Origin of the sequence: Ochrobactrum sp. EDr1-4 (assembly GCF_049199085.1) — a bacterium.
GTDB lineage: Bacteria > Pseudomonadota > Alphaproteobacteria > Rhizobiales > Rhizobiaceae > Brucella.
In genome coordinates this window covers 189,075-210,471 of sequence record NZ_JBLZOF010000005.1, presented here as the reverse complement: position 1 = coordinate 210,471, position 21,397 = coordinate 189,075, and the positions used below count along the sequence as shown (strand labels likewise).

The following is a 21,397-nucleotide window of genomic DNA, read 5'->3' as shown; positions in this document are numbered from 1 at the left end:
TTTGTCGGAAAACGGTACTGACCGAACAATATCGGTGCTTTTGATAGATGATGAACCAGCTTTGTTAAATGCCTTATCAAGTGCACTTGAGAGCGAAGGATTGTATTGTGCGAAAGCTACCTCGGCCGCACAAGCACTTTCAATTTTGTCTACTAATGACACTATTGAGTTGGTCATAAGTGATATCCGTATGCCCCACATGGACGGCATCACGCTGTTGCGCCACATACGGGAACAATACAGTGAACGTATATGGCTCCAGGTCATTTTTATTACTGCTTATGCGACGCTTGAGAATTCAGTTGACGCTCTGCGTTTGGCAGCGTGTGACTTTTTATATAAACCAGTTCGCCGTGAACTTTTACTCAAAGTCGTAAGGTTAGCATTAAATAAAGCGTCTTTAATAAAGCGTGACGTTGAATTTCGTATGCACGGTTCAGATCACATTGGACGCTTAGCAGAAGAGTTGCAAACTTTAAAATCGCTTCTAATTCGTGATTCTGAGGTTGCTCCTCTTCCTGACAATTCGGCGAATTTAGGTGAGTCGCAGCGCAAACAATCCTTAACAAAAGAGAGGCTTTTGTCGCTTATTCGTTCAAATGAAGTTAAAAAAAAGTACTTTACAGATGATTTTTTTAATGACCCTGCCTGGAATATGCTGCTGGATTTGATGCAAAATCATCTTGAAAATAAAGAAGTCACAGCATCATCGCTCTATTTTTGTTCTAACGCTCCTATCGCAACAGCATCAAGACGCTTAAGCGAGATGGAGAAAGCTCGTTTGGTTACAAAAAGACAAGATGCAGGAGATAAGCGGCGACAAATTGTTGAGATAACAGCATATGCGTACCAAAAAATAGAAGATTATTTTCGTACAATCAATCAACTGTGAGACTATCCTCACTGATAACTGTTCCCTTTTCAAGTGTGACTTATGAGCTAATGAGGGACACTTAAATGGCAGCGAAAAGAAACAAGACGGAAGAGATTATCACAACGCATTGTCAGCCAGACGTCCTGAAAGCGCAGGGAAATTCAATAGCTTCGGCAATCCGATCAAGAGGCACAACAGAATTCAAATAATGCCGTTGCCTCGCAGAAATCGGTGGACCGCAGAGCGACCAGGTGAAGCGCCTCAGGGAATTGGAATTCGTGAATACTTGCTTTTGCCTGACAATTTCCCCTCTGACTGTGAAAAAGATGATCTTGGGAGGGACCGCTTGGACATTTTCCGAGTTCCGCTCGCCACTGTGCTTGTGTTGATCACGTCATTGCGCAACCGGGCGTGTCCGAATGGCGTCATGCGAGGTCTGTGGCGATCATCGTGTCATTCATCTGCCGTCGTCAGCGTTATATAGTCAACGCCACACCATCTTGGTTCACACCAGTAATGAACACATTCCGTATCCAGCGCATCGGCTTATTAGGTTACGTTCTAACAATAATCGGCGATCACCCATGAGTGCGGAAAATTTGTTAAACAAGTAATTAAATAATCGCTATCTATATCAATACTATATGGTATAATTGCTGCTTCATACAAGATTATGAAATCGCGTATCTTATAAAAGTATTACCAAACGTATCGTTTAATTAGCCATTTTATCTATAAAATGTGGGGGCATGGCGCTAATGAGATACATACCTATCATATTGTTTGTGCTACTATACAATCAAAATATAACTAATGCGCAGAACTTAAATGTTAATGACAATGATTACTTCATGAAAGTAAGTTTGGAGGTTGATGATTTTGACGACGTTGATGATGATGACGATGATGACGATGATGGCGAGCTTCCGGACTTTCCTGACTTTAATAGGTCACTTATCATTGATAATAGAACTGAGTATGCAACATGCAGTGTAAGCCGGGATCTGCCTCGTTGTGATGGGGGTAATATAATTGTTGGAGTGTCCAACACCGGTATTTTCAATGTCATCAACAATAAAAACGCATATGCGTCCGGATATATAATTTTAGGTGAGAATGCTGGATCAAATGGGATTGTTAGTGTTGAAGATACAGGTTCTTTTATAGAGTTTTCAGATTTATTTATTATCGGAAAAGAGGGAAACGGTACTCTTAATATATCAAAAGGTGGAAGCGCTTCCGATTATGCAAGTGAATCTGTCGATGGTAGACATCGTATTATAATCGGTGATCGCTCAACTGGTGAAGGTACCGTCTATATATCTGGAATAAAATCTAACTTAACAAATTATATCGGTGATACGGTAGTCGGATTAAACGGACGTGCTGCAATAAATGTAAGTGAATCCGGGTCTTTAATTGCTGGAAATTCACTCTCTATTGCTGAAGGTTCTGGAAGTATTGGTGCAGTCCGATTAACAGATCCCGGAACAACACTTGTAGCCGGTAATATACACATTGGCCAAAAAGGGACGGCATCCCTGACGCTTTCAGACGGCGCTATGGTCAAGGTTAGCGATGGTAACGGAATTATCAATTTAGGCGCTCAAACCATTTCCACAGCAGGCTCAAGCTCACAGCTTAATTTTGGTTCTGCACACGGACAAAGTCCTGCAAATCCTGGTTTCTTATCTGCCAAAGAAATCAGACTGGGTTATGGTGATAACTCTATAAATTTTAATCATATAGGTCAGTTTAAGCTTAAAGCGAAGCTCTCGGATGCAGGCGCTGGCAGCCACACAATCAACCAATATGCGGGCAATACCACGTTTACCGCTGACAATTCCCAATTTAACGGTACGACTAACATCTATGACGGCAAGCTTTATCTTGCCAACGAAGACGGAGACACTGACAATCTCAACATCTTAGGTGGCAAGGTTAACGTTCTGTCAGGTGGAACATTGGGAGGCTATGGCGCCTTTTCAGGTATCGTCGATGTCGACGGTACGTTAAGTATAGGTGACAATGGCGGTAGTCTTGTATTTCTGGACCAGCTTAATCTCAAGGCGACCTCGAGGGCCATTTTTGATTTCAATAACATGGGATCGCTCAATCCAGATGATAATGCACAAGACACGGCGGTTTTTATAGATCAGCTTAACATCGACGGTGCCAGTCTTGAGACAAGAGTTGCCGGCGCTGGCATTTATATTCTGTTTCTTTACAACTCCCCTTCCCACGGCACGCAGTTCTCTGATGAGACCGTCGTCTCTACAAACCCGGATTTTGAGATCGGCTCTGCATCAGTTGGTTACGACGTACCACAGTCGATTTACCTAAAGGTTCTTGGTGCGGGCCAAACTATGCAGTTCTGGGATGGGACGAAAATGTCAGGTTCAGGCAATGCAGAGGGCGGCGATGGCATATGGAATGCAGCCAATACCAATTGGGTGGATGATTTTGTTATTACAACGCATGACGTCTGGGGAGAATCTGTTGGTGTTTTCGCGGGCCAGAAAGGAACTGTCAGCGTAGAGGGAACGCAAACGTTTGATACATTAAACTTTATCACCGATGGGTATCAGATTGTTGACGGTGAACTTGCGCTTAAAGGTGTAAGCGGCAGTACACTGAATATAGCAACGAGCGTCGGCACAACCATAAGCTCCAGGATTGTCGATGGCGCTTCTGATACACTGAAGATTATCGGCAGCGGTAAAGTCATCCTGACCAATGACAATACTTATACAGGTCAGACGCAATTGCTTGGCGGTGTACTTTCTGTATCAAGGGATTCCAACCTGGGCGCTGCTTCCGCCACATTACGTTTTGACGGCGGCACGTTACTGGCTACGACTGATATGGATTTGAACCGACGCGTCATTTTCGATGATGGTAATGGTGCCATTGCAGTAGAAGAAAACGATACGCTGACAACCCTTACATCCTTTACAGGCACGGGCGGTTTCGTCAAGCGCGGGCTTGGCACGTTGAAAATCGCAGCTGAAGGTAATTATTCCGGTGAGACCATCATACGTAGTGGCACAGTGACAGTTACGGGTGAAAACCTCCTCAGCCAGGCTTCCGCCTTTACGATTGAAGACGGTGGTGCGCTCGCCCTACAGAATTACGACCAGACCTTGTCTTCGCTTACCAATGGCGGGCTGACTGACATGGGTGTGACGCCGGGAACCACTTTAACGATTAACGGCAATTATATTGGTAATAATGGTATCATCCGGATCCGCACTGTCTTGAGCGACGACAATTCCATTACCGACAAACTGGTCATCAATGGCAACAGTGAAGGTTTCACCACTCTGGCAGTTGAAAATGCTGGCGGCACTGGAACCTATACTGTGGAGGGGATCAAGCTTGTTGATGTCAAGCAGAACTCTAATGGCGTTTTCAGGTTACAGGGCAATTATGAACATGAAGGCGAACAGGCTGTTGTGATTGGTGCTTATGCCTATAAGCTTCACAAAAATGGCGTCAGCGACGCTTCTGATGGTGATTGGTATTTGCGTTCTCTGCGTGATGATCCTAATCCTCAGCCTCTCTATCAAGCAGGTGCTCCTGTTTATGAAGCCTATGGGCAATCACTCCTGGCTTTAAACAGCTTCTCCACTCTACAAGAGCGTAACGGCAATCGTGTATGGGCAGGGAATGGCAATCGAACCATCATACAAGGTGCAGACAGTGTTGATAGTGCCTATGCTGCCATTGAGGAAGCTGGCAATCATACAGAGGGCAATGGTATCTGGGGACGCATTGAAGGCGCGCACAATCATATCAAACCGCATGTCTCCGGAAGTGAAGTCAATTTCAACCAGAACATCTATAAAGTTCAGATTGGTATTGACGGCATGTTGCAACAAAACAATACAGGCAAGCTCATTGGCGGCTTAAACTTCCAATATACATCCGCTGAAACCAGAGTTTATTCTGCCTCTGGCGATGGAACGATCAACACGGAAGGTTATCGTGTTGGAACATCGCTTACATGGTATCATGATGAGGGTTATTATGCCGATGCACAGGCACAGTTCAGTTGGTATCGCAGTAACCTGAAGTCGAATATGATTGTCGCAGATCTTGCCCCGGACAATCATGGTATTGGTTATGCCTTCTCTATAGAAGGTGGAAAGCGCATTGCGCTGGATGATCCGTCATGGTCTTTTACTCCACAAGCACAACTGATATATTCGGCCATTAGTTTTGATGATTTCACTGATAGCTTTGGCTCCAGAGCTAAACTGGAACGCGGCGATAGTCTTCATTCACGTTTTGGACTTGCATTGGCTCATGAGAATGCATGGCAAAACAGCCAGGGCATGGCAAACCGCACCCATATTTATGGGCTGACGAATCTTTATTATGAATTCCTCAATGGAACGAGGGTCGATCTGGAAGAAACAAGCTTAGCCAATGCAAAAGATCGATTCTGGGCTGGCGTGGGCCTGGGAGGAACGTACAACTGGAATGATGATAAGTATTCGATCTATGGTGAAGGCGTTTACAACACAAGCTTCAACAGCTTTGCAAATAGCTATATGATTAAAGGACAAGTTGGATTTAAGGTAAAATGGTGACATGACCAACCTACTTTTTTGGAAAAGCTGTTGAGTTTCAGCTAGCTTTGACTCACTTTTCCATCTCGCAGTATACCATATAACTACGATTTTGATGTTGACGAAAAATATCTTGGCTTGGGGCTGGTTGATCCCTTCGAAATGAAAATGTGGCTCAAAATCGTGCGGTCGTTAATATGTGAAAGAAAAGCCCCGGACGACTAGTGGCTGTGCGGGGCTCAGTCGATCTTCAGCGAACCTCGAGGACTTCACCAGTACGTCGATCAACGACGACGCGCATGTCGTTGTCTCGGCGGTCTATTCCGCGAACAACGTAGCTGTTGCGACGGCTGGAGACGCTTTCAACTTCATCCATACCCTCGGCTCGAGCAATGCGCGCTGCTTGACGCTCACTGATATCACCGCGAATAGCCCGGCGGTTGCGGTCCATTCGATTGTTACCATCTGGATTGACCTGAATGCCATTCGGGCCGATTTCGATACTCTGGGAGTTTGCTGGAGCGGTTAAAGCAACAAGCGACATGAAGACCGCTGCAAATGCTGACATTTTGTACATGGCAACTTTCCGTTCTTTTGTACGCCCACCGCTGGTAAGAACGTGGCTAGCCCACCAGAGTTCCGCCGGTGTCTCTCAACATTGCTAACATCCAAAATATAGCGTGAAACCAGCACGTATGAGCCAAACGACTTACGCATACGGCGCCAGATTACAGACTACCTTTTGCGGTGAAGCTCTTGACCAAGAGAGCAATAATGGCAATGAATAAACCTGCGTAAATTACGCCGTCTGCGTCTGCTAAGAATGGATGATGCATGCGTGGCTCTGTCAACTTATTTACATCAAATATGGATTATCACTAATCATTACGATCTATCCACGCATTGAATACGATCAGAACAAGCCACGCCGTTGATATAGTGGTGATGAAAATGCCCATCATTTATCCTCTTCGCCAAATAAACTACTTGATGGGGAAAAGGTTCACGGCCTTTGCTGAAAAATGAAAGCAAAGGTGTCTAGGCTTATAACGGAATTAGCGCTGACCGTCGCGTACGCCGATTAAACTAATGAGACCACTCTCTGCGAGGATCTCTCTCTCTGCAACGCCACATCAATGCACAAAAAATAGTCACGATAACACTAACAGTAGCGACTGACGCCCAAAACTCTACCAGCATGACGTTCTCCCAAGTTCCTAATGAACTGTTAACGTCGTGCTATAGATTTTGATCCAAAAAAAAGAAAGCCCCGGTGCATGCGGGCGCTACCGGGGCTGCGCTCTACTGAAAGCGGGGGCTTTTAGAGCGCATACTAATCATCTCACAAAAATAGGAAAACACAATGAAATTGCACCTTGGCGATACCCTCCTCCTGGTTGATGTGCCGATTAAAAGTCAGAAAAATACTGGCTAAAGTGAAGTAGTTTGGATCCAGTTATCCGCAAAGATAATGCTTCCTGTAAAATCCACTACTTTGTGTAATGGGAAAGGCTTGCTACTCTTATGCAAGATTAATTGTGTTATCATGTCGGAAATTGCTTTCACGTTACTTTGGTTAAAATGAAGGCGCGAACCTTTGGACGTGTTGCCGAGATTAGTCTTGTCACTATAACCGAACATTTTAATGGTTATTGTGCTTGCCGACACATTCAGACACTGAGAATACTCGAATTCTCCATAGAAGGTCTTCCCAAGAAAACGAATAGCAAACGTATTGTGACCGAGTTCGTCGGTCCCCCGCATGCTACCGCAAAACTGTGCTTGTCCCTGCGGGAAATCGACCCATTCAAATTTGTCTGACACGGAAACCTCAAACGCTATGACGACAGCCTATTACGAATTGATTGTAGGAATGACAACTTAATCCCACCAGTCCAATTCGCAGACCGCGTATTATTCAGCGTGCAGGCAGTCGGGCTTCGCGATGTCTTTGTGTGGAATGATATTTGGCGCTCTAGACTGCGATTAGCGCACGCTATAACAACCGAGCCGCGACAGGGGAAAACGACCTTAAAGCCATACGGCCCCAACACAGTGTCACAAGAAACGAAAATGCAATGGATAGAACCGTGCCTGCTGGCGCGGCGCTTTTGCTTGACTTCATCGCACATACGGAAGTCGGAAGCATAGTCCGCGCATCTTATGACGTAATCTACGGCAACAATCAGGGGAAGTTAACTCAGCAGATCACAAGCTTGACGCTTGGCGAATTTATTGACCCACAGGCTTCATTTACGAAGCGCTTCAACCCGTCGGCATCCGGTGGATACCGGTTCATCAAAGCCACTTGCAAGGTTTGGCTCAGGAGCTTGGTTTACGCGGCACCCAGGTCTTCGACCCGGATTTGCAAGATCGCTTCGGCTTTCACTTGCCCATTCGTCGCGGGTATAACGAGTTCATCGCTGGCAAAGTCAGCCGCACTGAGTTGTGCAAGCGTCTTTCGCAGGAGTGGGCATCGTTTCCGGTAATGGCCGCAACCAAGGGCGCACACCGCGATCTGACACGCGGTCAGAGTTATTACACTGGCGACCCGTTGAATAAAGCCCTGGTTAGGCCTGCAAAGATTGAAGCTGTTTTGAACAAGGTGAACACCGCCGGGACTGTCCGGCCTGCCGCAGATGTTATCGTGTAGGGGGGCCCGATTTTCGCCGATCCGGGCGAGCTTGGTACGAAGCCATCGCATAGTAAGACAGTTTGGACATGGGCTGGCGCCGCAATCATGTCGGCCGTCAGCTGAGTAGGTTCGTTCCTTGGCGGTTTGGATTGGCGAGTTCAGCTTGTTTTCAGTGCCTCAACCATCGGCTTTGCGATCTGCGGTATCGAGCGTCGTGCTGATTTGTTTAAGACGGTTAAAGACCTGCAAGCGTACATCGGCTGATGCGTATGATCTTGGCCTTAACCCCCAACTGGTTGGAGATCACCGTCGCCTCTATTCTAGCGGCATTTTTGTGTCTGGCTGCTGGTTATGTGGCCGGGGCAGTGAAAGAGCTTCAGCGGTTAGCATTGGCTGCAGCAGAAGCGACAGCAAATGCAGTCCAAAAGAGGGCCGATAGAGATGAGGCAATTATCAGTATGGACTCTCTTGCTCGTGCAAGCAGCTTGGGGGGCGTGAGCAATGTGACCAACTGCATGGGATGGAAGCAGATAAGCCTTCAGCCTGACACCGCGCTCTACCTGGCTGGAAATGCTATGAAAGCAGGGCAGTGCATTGCGTCACAATCAATTGGGTAATGCGCGGGGCTGTTGGAAGTGAGTACATCAATGCGAGACACAGAAGCAGACCTGAGAGCGCGTATGAGCGCCATGGAACACAATCTAACCGGGATTGTGCCTCGTATCACCAAGCTTGAGCAGTGTCAGTCGGAGATTGCAGGCACACGAACTGGCGAGAAATGGAAGAATGTGGACAAGCGATTTGATGACCTCGACAAAAAGATCGAGAAGGTGAGCGGCATCCTGTCCCAAAACATGTGGCAGGTTATCAGCGGCAAGATAATGGCGTTCGTGGCTTTTGTGATCGGGGTTGGTTTGAAGTCGGTTTAAAATATGAAGTTAATCATAAAGTATTATAACAAAATAAATAGCTAATAAACTATTTATATTTGCAATAAAGTACAATAAGCATCTTATAAATGGGCTTGGAGTTATTATTCATGATGTTCGTTGTTTTTGGGTTTCTGGCTGCTACGCTTGTCGTCGGCTGGTATGGGCGTAGGTGCGTTGCACTATTGCTTTTAGCTATATTCCTTGTTTTGGCGGTCCATCAATTCCTCTGGGAAATTTATAGTCCTGATTATGGTTATAGAATGCCATGGATACAAACAGAACTGATGCCAATTCAGTCAACAAAGCTTGCTTGAGGAGATAGCTGATATGGTTATTATGGATACGCAAGCTTATAGAGACAGAGGCACACTGGCGGGGTTTCTTTACTTCTACATGCTCGGCATGATGGCTGTCGTTGCGTCAATTCTGACGGCCGCAATGACATTGCAGTACGTTAGCGGTGAACTGCCGTGCCCGTTATGCTTATTGCAACGTGCAGCAATGTTCGGTGTCTGTTTTGGAATCATGCAGCAGTTCCGACATGGCTATTCCTATCGCAACACAGGTATTAGTCTCGGTTTTTCAGTTCTCTTGCTCGTTATTGCCGTACGTCAGACCTTGCTCGACATTTACCCTCGACCTGGACATGAATATGTGGGCAGTGCGGTTTTTGGGATGCACATGCCGGTATGGTCGGTGTTGATAGCGACATGCTTAATCATCGCATTGGCTGCACAACTGGTTGTCTGGGGTGGAAATACTCAGTGGCGTGACAGACCTGTTTCTGAATTTCCGATCCTGAAAACACTAGCCGGTATTTTAAGCGTCTACGTGGTCGTAATTGGAGTGGTGAATTTCGCATCTGTTGGCGTACAATGTAAGTTCGATGAATGTCATACATTCAGCTATCAGTTGCTCGATGGAAATTAGGTGATTACTGGAATTATTTGAACGATGACTTAAACCCGCTTCGGCGGGTTTAATTATTTGTAATCGGGAGGAGGACACTAAATCTTAGAAAATGGATTGTTGTGTGCTTGCTCTCTTTTCTGCTGGCGCAGGATAAGAAATAGGAGACGCTAGCGCCAGAACGGAACTTATTCGCGCTTCGACGGTTGGCCTTTTAGTTAGCTTTGTTCTGACAGGAGGAATATCTCGTGAAAAAGTTAAACGCCACCGAGGCGCGGCAGGGCAAAGAAGGCAAACCAGTTCTCATTATATTGTGGGTCAGTCTTGCTGCGGCGGCAGTCGTTTGGATCGGGATAGAGATATTTGGCAATGTCATTGAACCGGAAACTCCAGCTAACAGCGAGCAGTCTGTCCCGCCTGCTTCCTCCGAGCAAGTACCGCCAGCCTCCGCCAATTAACTAAACCAGATGAACTTTTCCGTGCCCTATATGAGAATTGCTATGGCGGTTTTCAACAAGCGCGTTGATCAAGTTCTTGTAGTGCTGGCGTAGGACGAGAAAAAGCCCTACTGCGCTGAATACGAGCGGGGCTGTTTTTTTATTTTGGCAAGTTGGCTGCTGCTTGTTTAATGGTACTTGCCATCATTTCGCAAAGCTTAGCTTCATCGGTACCCTGAGCCTTCGCTGACGTTTGAATGTCCTGCTCCATGCCCATAGCTGAAACTTTTCCTTCTTTACCGAGGGCTTCAGCTGCATCGCCCTTAGTTACGTCAGCAGGAGTTGGAACTAGCGTCATCAACTTTGCCTGAATTTCAATTGCGCTGCCGTCAATAAAGCCCTTTTCCTGGCAGTATGAGAGCACGCCAAGCTGATTGCGCGCGGCATTGTAAGCCATTTCCATCTGTTCAGGCGTTGGCTGTTGAGCAAATGCGGAAGTCAATGTTGTTCCGGTAATTGCTGCTGCAATAATTAGACGGCGCATATATTTCTCCATTTTTTGCAGTTATAGGTATCATTTTTTAATGGGCTAAATATATGGCCGCAACCTATTGATGATATTTGGTGGAACAAGTTTCATTAAAGCTTGATATTCGCACTTTATGCCAATGTTCAAACTATAGTAGACTTAGTGATGAAATCTATACTCAGGGAATGGAAGCCCCTCTATTCCTGCTATAAGAGGTTCACCTATCAAAACTTAAAATAAGCCTTTTTGCTCTTACTTATTGTCATTTCTGGGCGTCAAATCGATCAAGTCGGTGTCTGGCAATGTCCTCTGCATTTCCTTTGCCTCATCCCATGGAGCGCGAAGCCAGGTTTCAATTTCCTCTGTCGTGCGAAGAATTACCGGCATTGCTTTGGGATGGACCGGCTTAACGACTGCGTTAGGCTCAGTAGTTAGAAAGCCGAATATATCGACTTCGACCGGCCCATCCTTTTTCTTCCGCACGCCTTGCCATGTCGTCCAGATGCCAGCGAACGCAAACAGCGGCTTTTCCTCATTCAAAGCGAACCAGTGCAGCGGCTTGCGCTTTGTTTTTGGATCTGGCGTTTGACCGTATTCAGAGAATGAGGTGGCGGGAACAATGCACCGGCTTTTAACGCCTTGCCATCGCCGCCAATGAGGAGAGGTTAGGTTGCGAATGTTGGTGACGCCCGTATCTGCTTCGCTCTTCACGTATATGGGTGGCGTCGGCATTCCCCAGCGAAGATATGCCAACTCATGCTCTCCGTCAGTGAGACTTCGAAGAACCGGGGCCGGATAATCTGGGTATACGTCCAATTGAGGATCGACGCGGTTTGTCACGTCGCCAAATTTTGCAAACAGACGGCGCATTGCCTCGTGACTTGTCGTTATGTTGTACAGATTGCACATGCGATCCTCCTGCAAATAAGAGAATAGGGCGCCAATTGATGCTGCCCAGCTACTCTGCCCGATTGCGAATAGTTCTAGCGAGGAATTTTTCTAACACCAAACTGACTGTCACCCTTTGATTTGCAAACTGGGCAACGCATTCGTTTGTCGATGAAAAAAGTGTGCGTGCCAGACTTGCGCAGAATGATCTTGTGTTGAATTGGTCCAATATGCCCACACGGAAAATAGTATCCGTGCAATTCATACCGAGACACCGTACCCCAGATACGCGTTTCAGGCGGCATTGCTTCTAAGTGACGGGGTTTCGATCGCATTTTTCAAAATATGTGTCCCACGGCTTGGATTTTTTATCCCGAGGGTCGTGTGTAACGCCGCCATAAAGCCTGATGAACTCGTGCTGGCCCTCTTCCGTTTTGAACATAGCTATTTCGAAATATTTGATATCATGCCGTGCGCCACCCCAAGGGTGATATCAACCTAGACGCGTGCGGTTATTCAGCATTTGGATAAGATTTGTCCTGTGCCAGTCGGTCAAAAAAGCACGACTTGAAATGGATATTCCTTGTTAATGAGCGTCTTTGGCGGTTCGCTGCGTGATCTACTCATTTTACAAACACTGTCGGCTTCCAGCCACGAGCAAAGCCCATCGACATAGCAAGGTTGGCGTATTCGATCTCTTTGACGAGAGAGTAGCGGTCTTTCAAAAGCGCTTCAATGGCAGCTCGCACATTGCCCTTGTGATAGGCAGGGTCGAGGTCAATTTTCATTGTCATATTCATTTTCTTGCGTAACCGCATTCATTGTACCGCTCCATTAAAAAGCAGATACACACGCCATCCGTATATCTGTGTTTGTCACGACCGCCACCAGAGGAAAGCCCTTGAAGAGGCGCTGCGCCTACGAGCGGAATTCAGTTTGATTACTTTAAGACTGTTTCTAACGACGCCCCGATCGCTGGAGCTGAGGGACTGACAAGGGGTGATATACTCGCTGACGAAACCCCGTATTTTTAATCGCTATTGGGACAAAGCCAGATTTGCTAGGCGCATGAAAAACCCCGCCGAAGCGGGCCGGAATTGGTACTATTTTATAACCGAAATTGAAGCGGACTCGCAAAAGAAAATAATATCTAAAACAATAATTTAATACCCGATTTGATATGATTTCCTGTGAGTGGACTCGCGCTGCCATTTGGCCATTCGCTAACGTACAGATTTCAGTCTGACCGCTTCCACTCTCTCCCCGAAATACCGATGCGCCCGTGCCTGAACTTATTCCTTCTCCGTCGAATAACGTTCGTCCAGAAGCTTAAGGAGGCGTTGATGAGTTTCTTTCATGTCGTGGATATGCTCAATAATTAAACCAAGGCAGATTATCATCATACCAGAAAAACATAAGCTGATCCCGCAGGACAGGAGAACAAGCCTGTCAGAGCCTATTGTTGCAATCCCGAAAACAGCAATCGTCAATCCGGGGATTAATGCTAGTATCCCAATGATTTTTATGAAAAGACCCATATCAACCTCTTGTTTTCCGCAAGCTGGCAGAGCATAGCTGAAACGTCAATCGGCTCTTATTATTTCGCCGATTGGGTCAACGTCCGCTTAAGAGTGCCCGGAAATCGATTGGCTTATACAGCTCTTCTTTTTGACGCTTAGGTAAGCGGACTGATACCGTCGCTTCGCGTGGGGTGTGTAACCTTGCGGCTTTCGATGAAAGCCTGAATGTCTGCCGGTTCGTATCGGCAGATCATGCGCAGTCCGCGACCGGCATTTACGAAAGGAATTTCGCCGTCGGTGGTCAGATGAAGAAGGTGGCGCACCGAGACCGAGAGTGCTTCGGCAGCTTGTTCAAGTGTCAGCAAACTCGCGATAAACCTCGTTCCGGCTCGATTTTCTTCCACGCATCCATGCCAGCTTAAAGCGCGCACTCGCCGCATGGCAGAAAGAGCTGTCTGAGGACGTTGCAACGTGAGTACGGGATATAAGAGGAACCGGCTGGACAATCCGAAGCCGTCGACGAATGAGCCGTTGTATCTCAAAACGCTTAAGCAGCGCGTGGCCCGTAAGGATCAGGTTGTGAAAGCGCAACCACCAGTGGGGTCAGATTAATGGACGTAACATCTCACCATCGGATGCGTTTGCGGCGTGGTCGGCTCATGCTCTGCAATAGCTATCATTTTCTATGGCAACCCACGAAGGCTATGACAGTTTCGGTCCCTTAGCTCAGCTGGATAGAGCACCGGCCTTCTAAGCCGGTTGTCGTAGGTTCGAGCCCTGCCGGGATCGCCATAGATTTCGCGTCTTACCAGAGCGAAGTAGCAAGCACGCGGAGACAAAAGCGCCACCGGCTTTGTGGGCCGGTGGTTGCGAAAATCAGCGTCTTCTAAGAATGAAGAAATAAATGAGGACGACTACGATGAGCGGCACACCGAAAAGCCACATAACACCAGCTGTGAGCATAATGATCTCCTTGTTTATCAATAAGAAAACGAGATCGAAGCGGTTTTGTTCCAGCTGCATAAAACATTAAAGGACGGCGTTATGCCCGGCACCACCCGTCAGCCGCCGTCCTCCGTAATCAGGAGAGCCACGAGGAGACTTCCGCCACCAACTCTCCGTTTCCTTTCGGGTTCCGCTCCCATAAGCCACAGGAATGCAACCGGGGCGAATGCGCCTGCCAAAGTGTCACCGAGTTCGTTTATCGAGCGGCATCCGAGGTACTCATCCCAGAAACCCTTAAATGCATTTGCCGGGATAGCCATTTCGTGGCAGACCCCGGTTTCTTTGATCAGAAGGATGACAATCCCGATATAGATAAAGGAAACGACTGAGAGCACCCAGATAGTGTTGCTCGTCTTGTTTTTATTTTTTCGCTTTTGACGATTGGCTTCACTTTATAGTCCCGTGCCCTGCGCGATTGTATTTGTTTCTCATTTTTAGCAGATATCGCTGGTAGGGGAACTGATCGGAAACGATGTTATGTCATTTTGAATGTTCGGTTCGATAAGTGTGAAGAATGTTTAATTGAGCCAGATTGACCCAGAAGCGAGCATTGGTACCTCGCCAACAGCGTTATCGCCATTGTGAGTAGGTTGATTCCATCATGACAGTCTTCACGACCGGCGATTTGGAGACTGGCTCTTCAAGATCTGAGTCGATATTCCCTTGTGACATTAACGGTTCCAGCGATTATAGGGCGTTTTAGAGGGGCCGTATTCGGAGGGGCATCACACCACTGTAACCCATTGCGAAGAACTAATATAACGCCACTTAAACCCGCTTGACATCAACGCGTGGACGTCCATGACTCTTGGGAAAGAATGGGCGAAAGCGTGACAATTGTCCTTCACTCAGCCAGTAAAAATTACTCATCGATCAGTCTCCTAAGACGAAGCTTAATGAGATCATCATCCTGAATTAAATGGATCCTGAGCTTAGTCTTCCATAGTCTTTGGGCGAAAGCTTTGTGCGTGGTGCTCGTTGATCGTTTGCGCTGAGACAGCTTCACAAAGGATGAGCACTTGGCAGCTTATTTAAGGCCAGTGAAGTTTATCTTTAACCGGCTCTTCAAAACGTACGTCCACTCGAGAAGGAGCAAAAGATGGCTTGAGCCATTTGCACTTTTCAGTATTGGCGTTAAGAGTTGAAGTTCATAGATGAATTGGCCCGACTGTCGCGCCGCTTCCAGAATGCCGGTCTTCGCCCATGTTCACGCTCAGACAATTACGTTATTTTATCGCATGCGCTGAGCAGGGTTCGGTTACACGTGCCGCGCAAACCCTTTCTATTTCGCAGTCGTCAATTACTGAGGCGATCAAAGAGCTTGAAGCCGATCTTAACGTCACATTGTTTGAGCGGCATCCGCGTGGGTTGATTGTTACCCATAGCGGTCATCAGTTTATGCGCCATGCAACAAAAATCTTGGCGGATGTTTCTGATGCAAGGCGTTCGATTTTAAGTAAGCAGGTGACGGAAAAGCGGACACTGAATATTGGCGTTACATCACTTGTTGCGGGCTACGTGCTGTCTGATTTGCTGGCACGCTATCGCCGAGCATTTCCTGATGTGGAAGTAAGCGCCATCGAAGATAACGGTTCCTATCTGGAACATTTGCTCATCGGTGGTGAGCTTGATGTAGCTGTAGTGGTGATTTCCAGCTTGCGCGACCGTATGGCACTTCATGCCGAAATTCTCGAAACGTCGCCTTATCGGTTGTGGCTGCCTTTGGGGCATTCGCTTATATCCGTTGACGGAATTTCAATTGATGACGTCGCCAAAGAGCCGTTGATTATGCTCACGGTCGATGAAATTGAGGAGAACACAGGCAAGCTTCTTGCTGCACTCGGCGCGAGACCGCATGTGGCCTTCAGAACCCGGTCTGTCGAAGCGGTGCGCAGCCTTGTGGCTACTGGCGCTGGCGTCGCGCTTCTTCCTGATCTTGTCTATCGCCCGTGGTCGCTTGAAGGTGACCGGATTGAAAGCCGGGATGTGTCGGGGTCTTTGCCAATCGTACAGATTGGTATGGTTTGGCGAAAAGGCTCGAGTCTTCCACAGTCAGCACGTGATTTCATCGGAATTGCGGAAGCTGCGCGGTCTGGTAGGCAGCGTTAAACCCGTTTTAAGAAAAATCGCCTTTACTCAGGTCTTTGTTTCTAAGCAATAATTTAGCGAACTGTGTGTTGTGAGTTGCTGATTGCTCGAACCAATCGGAAAAACCGATACCTGCTTTCTAATAAATGAATTTGCGAATGTTGGTCATTCGGATAACTTCATCTTCAAGGAACGAAAAGCCGAAAACGGCCAAAGGGAGAGAAGAATGCGATCATGTTTTCTATGTGCGGCTCAGCTAATTTTGTGAGTTGCAACTAGGCGTCTTCATCGCTGCTCAGACGCGCTTTTCGATAATCCCAAAACCTACTCTGACTTCATGCTTCGCTTTTAACAGATGAAGCAGCTGGTGTTCTGTGCGGTTTTGTATCTAGCCCAACATCTGTTTTGCTTTTCTTAGCCTCTACGACTTTTTTTGTCATGAATGAGCAACGAAAGCAGACATATTTTCTGCCGGAGACTGTAATGAATTCTGAAATGCTTATCGGCTCGCAGTTTGAGCTGGGAACAGAGAATGAAGAACTTGTTCTCAATCCAAAAAACGGTGATGTCGTTCTGAATTTGCCTGAAGCCTCATTGGGTCAGGTCGATAAGGCTGTTGAAGCTGCTGAAAAAGCATTTCAATCATGGTCACGCACAACGCCTGCCGAGCGCTCCGGATATCTGCTCAAAATCGCTGATGCTGTCGAAAAAGATGCGGAAGGTTTTGCGGCGCTGGAAGCGCTCAATTGCGGCAAGCCGTATCACGCGGTTCTTAACGACGAAATTCCCGCAGTTGTTGATTGCTACCGTTACTTTGCAGGTGCTGTCCGCAATATGCAGGGACCGCTTGCTGCTGAATATATCCCCGGTCACACATCGATGATCCGTCGCGATCCTGTTGGCATCGTTGGATCGATTGCGCCGTGGAACTATCCGTTGATGATGATGGCTTGGAAGCTTGCACCAGCAATTGCTGGTGGCAACACGGTTGTTTTCAAACCATCGGAACAGACGCCTTTGACCGCGCTGAAAATGGCGAAGGTAATGGCCGATATTCTGCCGTCCGGCGTTGTAAATGTCGTTCTTGGTCGCGGCGAAACTGTCGGCAACGCGCTGATCAATCATCCGTCGATAAACATGGTTTCTATTACGGGTGATGTAGCAACTGGTAAAAAGGTTTTGCAGGCTGCAGCAAAATCGGTGAAGCGAACCCACCTCGAGTTGGGTGGTAAAGCACCAGTCATCGTGATGGCAGACGCCGATATTGATGCAGTCGTTCAGGGCATTAAGACATTCGGATTTTACAATGCCGGTCAGGACTGCACCGCTGCTTGTCGCATTTATGCTGATGCGCGCATTTATGATCGCCTTGTCGCGGATTTATCGGGTGCGGTTTCCAGCATTCGTTTCAATCTGGAAGATGATGCACAAAACGAAATGGGGCCTCTTATCTCGCGTCGCCAGCGTGATCGGGTTGAGAGTTTCGTGGCGCGCGCGCGTGAAAATGCACATATCGAGATAACCGCTGGTGGCAATCCATCGGGTGATAAGGGCTTTTTCTTTGAGCCGACGGTGGTTGCCGGAGCTTTGCAGGAGGACGAAATCGTTCGTCGCGAAGTCTTTGGTCCAGTAGTCTCTGTCACGCGTTTTAGCGAAGAAGAGCAGGCCATTTCCTGGGCTAATGACAGTGATTATGGCTTGGCATCATCAGTGTGGACCAAGGACATCAGCAAGGGTCTCAAGGCTGCCGCGCATCTGCAATATGGCTGCACATGGATTAATACGCATTTCATGCTGACCAATGAGATGCCGCATGGTGGTTTAAAACAGTCCGGCTATGGCAAAGACATGTCCATCTACGCGCTTGAGGATTACACCACAGTGCGTCACGTCATGATTGCTCACGGGTGATATGATGACAAATACAGCTCCCCAAGTTCAAATTGACCGTACAAAACTGGAAGTCTCGAAGACCGAAGTGGCGATCGAGATCAAGAACATGCACAAGTGGTATGGTGAGTTCCATGTGCTGCGTGACATCAACCTGAAAGTTATGCGCGGCGAACGCATTGTTGTGGCCGGACCATCCGGCTCAGGCAAATCAACCATGATCCGTTGCGTCAACCGTCTGGAAGAGCACCAGAAGGGGCAGATTATCGTTGATGGCATCGAGCTTACCAATGATCTCAAAAAGATCGACGAAGTGCGCCGCGAAGTCGGCATGGTGTTCCAGCACTTCAACCTGTTTCCGCATCTGACCATTCTGGAAAACTGCACGCTTGCCCCGATCTGGGTGCGCAAAATGCCAAAGAAGCAGGCTGAAGAAGTCGCCATGCATTATTTGAAGCGCGTGAAAATTCCAGAACAGGCCAATAAATATCCGGGTCAGCTGTCAGGTGGTCAGCAGCAGCGCGTGGCGATTGCCCGTGCGCTTTGCATGAGCCCGAAGGTGATGTTGTTTGATGAGCCAACTTCTGCACTTGATCCGGAAATGGTGAAGGAAGTGCTCGATACGATGGTCAGCCTTGCTGATGAAGGTATGACGATGATCTGTGTAACACACGAAATGGGCTTTGCCCGTCAGGTCGCAAACCGCGTGATCTTCATGGACCAAGGCCAGATCGTCGAAGAAAATGCGCCAGCCGAGTTCTTCGATAACCCGCAGCACGAGCGCACCAAACTGTTCCTCAGCCAAATTCTACATTGATCTAACAAAACTATAACCGCACCAACGGAGGGTAACTTGAACAAATTTTTCGCACTCGCATCAGCATCGCTGTTTCTGGTTTCAGGAATGGCACATGCAGGTCCAACACTCGACCGCGTCAATGAAAAGAAGGAAATGGTTGTTGCTACCAATGTTGGTTGGCCTCCACAGGGCTTCCTTGATGACAACAATGAACTCGTTGGTTTTGACATTGATGTGGCCAATGAAATTGGCAAGCGCCTTGGCGTCAAAGTCCGCTTTGAAACACCAGAATGGCCGACGCTCACAGGTGGTCATTGGCAGGGACGTTATGATGTGGGCGTTGGCTCGGTTACACCAACCAAGGCGCGCGCGCAGGCAATCGATTTTGCTGGCATCTATTACTACAGCCCATATGTCTATGTGGTTCATAAGGATAGCCCAGCGCATTCTACGGATGATCTGAACGGCAAGATTATTGGCGTTGAAACCGGAACCACATCGGAAGATTTCATCAACCGTCGTCTCGAAATTGATGCGCCTGATCTTCCAGCGTTTGAATACAAAGTGACACCGGGCGAAGTCCGCACCTTTGAAGATTCCATGATGCCATTTGACGATCTGCGTCTTGGCGATGGCGTTCGTCTCAATGCTGTTATTGCTCCTGAGCAGACTGCACAGACGGCGATCAAGAATGGCTATCCGGTTCGCATTCTCGAAGGTGGTTATGCATTCCGTGAGCCGCTTGTTGTGATCGCTGAAAAGAACGATGCAGAATGGACTGCAAAGATCGGCGAAATCATCAAGCAGATGAAGGATGATGGCACGCTCGCAACGCTGACGACCAAGTGGTACGGCGCTGATTACAGCAAAGACTAATCTCCAAATATATTTCAATCCCGACCTCGCTGTATGAGGCAGGTCGGGATTTGAAATGAAGGCTGAAATAAAGAAATAAAACGAAGCTGGTAACAAAATGTCCTATCCTGATACGCATTATTTCAGAACCATGGCCGATACCAAGGAACGTGCCGCGCTCGTTGGTAATGAGGAGTGTGAAACCCTCATCATTGGCGCGGGACTTGCAGGTCTGACGACAGCGCTGGAACTGGCGAAGCAGGGACATTCTGTTATTATTCTTGAGGCGCAAAATGTCGGCTTTGGCGCGTCCGGTCGTAATGGCGGCTTTGTCAGCCCCGGATATGCAACGGGTCATGACAAGATCGCAGCAACGACTGGTGAAACTAACGCTCGAAAGCTTCACATGCTCTCGGTCGAGGGTATGGATTTTGTAGGCCAAACAATCCGCGATCTGAACATTACCTCTGCTGATCCCAAGCATGGGTTGATCAGTGTTCAGCGCTATGAAGATGCAGCAGCTTTACAGGCGGAGGTCGCGGAAACAAAAAGAGATTTCAACTACGACCTTGAATATATGTCGCGTGATGAAGTTCAATCCGTATTGAAGTCTGACCGTTATTATCAGGCCGTTCGCGATGCTAAAGCGTTTCACATCCATCCACTAAACTATGCACGCGGTCTAGCGGCAGAGATCGAACGTCTTGGCGGCAGGATTTATGAGAATTCAGCGGCAGAAGCGATGGATGTTTCTGGTTCTCAAAAAGTTGTTCGCACAAGCCAGGGTTCAGTTCGCGCCAAGCATCTGGTGATCACGACGGGCGGTTACACGGGTGGGCTGAACAAGAAACTTCAGCGGTCCTATTTGCCGATAGCAACCTATGTGATGGTTTCTGAAGTAGCCCCCGACCTGATCAGCGAAGCAATTAAAACACCGGCAGCGATTGGCGATAGCCGCAGGGCTGGCGATTACTATCGGCTGATTGAAGGCGGAAGACGTATTTTGTGGGGTGGCCGCATAACAACGCGGGCTGCGTCTACGGAAGGTCTCGTACGCGAATTGCGCAGTGAAATGACAAGCACCTATCCGCAGCTTTCTGAACTCAAGACCGAACTCGCATGGTCTGGCTTGATGGCTTATGCGCGTCATTTGATGCCCCAGATTGGCAAAATGCCGGATGGCGTTTGGTATTGCACCGCATTTGGTGGTCATGGGCTGAACACTACGGCAATTGGCGGCAAGGTGGTCTCCGAAGCAATCCTTGGCAAAACGGATCGTTACAAGCTGTTCGAGCCTTTTGGTCTTCCCTGGGCAGGCGGCTATGCCGGTCTTGCGGTTGCGCAACTCACCTATTGGAAACTGCAAGCGCAGGATAAGTGGCGCGAACGGTCCGCCGGGTAAGCTCTTTTCTTCTTACTGCGAATTTTAATCCCCCAGAACAAAAAGACATCCATCGAGCCG

General features: G+C 47.8%; 18 protein-coding genes, 1 tRNA gene and 1 pseudogene. 13 read left to right on the top strand and 7 right to left on the bottom strand.

Going from position 1 to position 21,397, the window contains the following annotated elements:
• Window position 1: 1 nt before the first annotated feature.
• A complete protein-coding gene (locus ACOZHT_RS17335; protein ID WP_421566163.1) occupies window positions 2–892 on the top strand; it encodes a response regulator in 891 nt (296 codons plus the stop codon).
• A 740-nt stretch (window positions 893–1,632) separates the two neighbouring features.
• Window positions 1,633–5,469 carry an autotransporter outer membrane beta-barrel domain-containing protein gene (locus ACOZHT_RS17330; protein WP_421566162.1) on the top strand — a complete coding sequence of 1,279 codons (3,837 nt, stop codon included), beginning with the start codon at window positions 1,633–1,635 and terminating at the stop codon, window positions 5,467–5,469.
• A gap of 229 nt (window positions 5,470–5,698) precedes the next feature.
• On the opposite strand, the gene ACOZHT_RS17325 is transcribed toward ACOZHT_RS17330, so the two are convergent.
• Window positions 5,699–6,025: a PepSY domain-containing protein gene (locus ACOZHT_RS17325; protein WP_421566161.1), complete on the bottom strand. Its 327-nt coding sequence runs from the start codon at window positions 6,023–6,025 to the stop codon at window positions 5,699–5,701.
• Window positions 6,026–7,756: 1,731 nt separating this feature from the next.
• Between ACOZHT_RS17325 and ACOZHT_RS17320 the strand changes: the two genes are divergently transcribed.
• From ACOZHT_RS17320 to ACOZHT_RS17300, 5 genes are all read left to right on the top strand, one after another.
• Complete coding sequence (locus ACOZHT_RS17320; RefSeq protein ID WP_421566160.1) at window positions 7,757–8,101, top strand: hypothetical protein; 345 nt, start codon at window positions 7,757–7,759, stop codon at window positions 8,099–8,101.
• A 245-nt stretch (window positions 8,102–8,346) separates the two neighbouring features.
• The gene (locus ACOZHT_RS17315) at window positions 8,347–8,700 is read left to right on the top strand and encodes a hypothetical protein (protein ID WP_421566159.1); all 354 of its coding nucleotides are present in this window, start codon (window positions 8,347–8,349) and stop codon (window positions 8,698–8,700) included.
• Between the two features lie 30 nt (window positions 8,701–8,730).
• A complete protein-coding gene (locus ACOZHT_RS17310; protein ID WP_421566158.1) occupies window positions 8,731–9,012 on the top strand; it encodes a hypothetical protein in 282 nt (93 codons plus the stop codon).
• A 330-nt stretch (window positions 9,013–9,342) separates the two neighbouring features.
• On the top strand, window positions 9,343–9,945 hold the full coding sequence (locus ACOZHT_RS17305) for a disulfide bond formation protein B (protein ID WP_421566157.1): 603 nt from the start codon (window positions 9,343–9,345) through the stop codon (window positions 9,943–9,945).
• Window positions 9,946–10,172: 227 nt separating this feature from the next.
• Window positions 10,173–10,382, top strand: coding sequence for a hypothetical protein (locus tag ACOZHT_RS17300; RefSeq protein ID WP_421566156.1), 210 nt, complete (start codon window positions 10,173–10,175; stop codon window positions 10,380–10,382).
• Window positions 10,383–10,521: 139 nt separating this feature from the next.
• Here ACOZHT_RS17300 and ACOZHT_RS17295 read toward each other — a convergent pair whose 3' ends face one another.
• The 5 genes from ACOZHT_RS17295 to ACOZHT_RS17275 all read right to left on the bottom strand — a co-directional run bounded on the left by ACOZHT_RS17295 (window position 10,522) and on the right by ACOZHT_RS17275 (window position 13,702).
• Window positions 10,522–10,905, bottom strand: coding sequence for a pore-forming ESAT-6 family protein (locus tag ACOZHT_RS17295; protein WP_421566155.1), 384 nt, complete (start codon window positions 10,903–10,905; stop codon window positions 10,522–10,524).
• A 237-nt stretch (window positions 10,906–11,142) separates the two neighbouring features.
• Entirely contained in the window at window positions 11,143–11,799 is a 657-nt protein-coding gene (locus ACOZHT_RS17290; RefSeq protein WP_421566173.1) for an SOS response-associated peptidase, read from the bottom strand.
• Window positions 11,800–12,401: 602 nt separating this feature from the next.
• On the bottom strand, window positions 12,402–12,572 hold the full coding sequence (locus ACOZHT_RS17285) for a hypothetical protein (RefSeq protein WP_421566154.1): 171 nt from the start codon (window positions 12,570–12,572) through the stop codon (window positions 12,402–12,404).
• Window positions 12,573–13,070: 498 nt separating this feature from the next.
• Window positions 13,071–13,316 (bottom strand): hypothetical protein, encoded by a 246-nt coding sequence (locus tag ACOZHT_RS17280; protein WP_339510843.1) that lies wholly within the window; start codon window positions 13,314–13,316, stop codon window positions 13,071–13,073.
• Between the two features lie 137 nt (window positions 13,317–13,453).
• Entirely contained in the window at window positions 13,454–13,702 is a 249-nt protein-coding gene (locus tag ACOZHT_RS17275) for a helix-turn-helix domain-containing protein (protein ID WP_421566153.1), read from the bottom strand.
• Between the two features lie 311 nt (window positions 13,703–14,013).
• Here ACOZHT_RS17275 and ACOZHT_RS17270 point away from each other — a divergent pair.
• Window positions 14,014–14,090, top strand: a tRNA-Arg gene (locus ACOZHT_RS17270).
• Window positions 14,091–14,977: 887 nt separating this feature from the next.
• Here ACOZHT_RS17270 and ACOZHT_RS17265 read toward each other — a convergent pair.
• Window positions 14,978–15,173: pseudogene (locus tag ACOZHT_RS17265) on the bottom strand (transposase); the annotation flags it as partial.
• A gap of 333 nt (window positions 15,174–15,506) precedes the next feature.
• Between ACOZHT_RS17265 and ACOZHT_RS17260 the strand changes: the two are divergent.
• From ACOZHT_RS17260 to ACOZHT_RS17240, 5 genes are all read left to right on the top strand, one after another.
• On the top strand, window positions 15,507–16,412 hold the full coding sequence (locus tag ACOZHT_RS17260) for a LysR family transcriptional regulator (protein ID WP_339510847.1): 906 nt from the start codon (window positions 15,507–15,509) through the stop codon (window positions 16,410–16,412).
• Between the two features lie 462 nt (window positions 16,413–16,874).
• The gene (locus ACOZHT_RS17255) at window positions 16,875–18,302 is read left to right on the top strand and encodes a gamma-aminobutyraldehyde dehydrogenase (RefSeq protein WP_421566152.1); all 1,428 of its coding nucleotides are present in this window, start codon (window positions 16,875–16,877) and stop codon (window positions 18,300–18,302) included.
• 4 nt (window positions 18,303–18,306) lie between these two features.
• Entirely contained in the window at window positions 18,307–19,098 is a 792-nt protein-coding gene (locus ACOZHT_RS17250) for an amino acid ABC transporter ATP-binding protein (RefSeq protein ID WP_421566151.1), read from the top strand.
• An 87-nt stretch (window positions 19,099–19,185) separates the two neighbouring features.
• Window positions 19,186–19,956, top strand: a complete 771-nt coding sequence (locus ACOZHT_RS17245) for a transporter substrate-binding domain-containing protein (protein WP_421566172.1) — start codon at window positions 19,186–19,188, stop codon at window positions 19,954–19,956.
• A 97-nt stretch (window positions 19,957–20,053) separates the two neighbouring features.
• Entirely contained in the window at window positions 20,054–21,337 is a 1,284-nt protein-coding gene (locus tag ACOZHT_RS17240) for an NAD(P)/FAD-dependent oxidoreductase (RefSeq protein WP_421566150.1), read from the top strand.
• Window positions 21,338–21,397 lie beyond the last annotated feature (60 nt).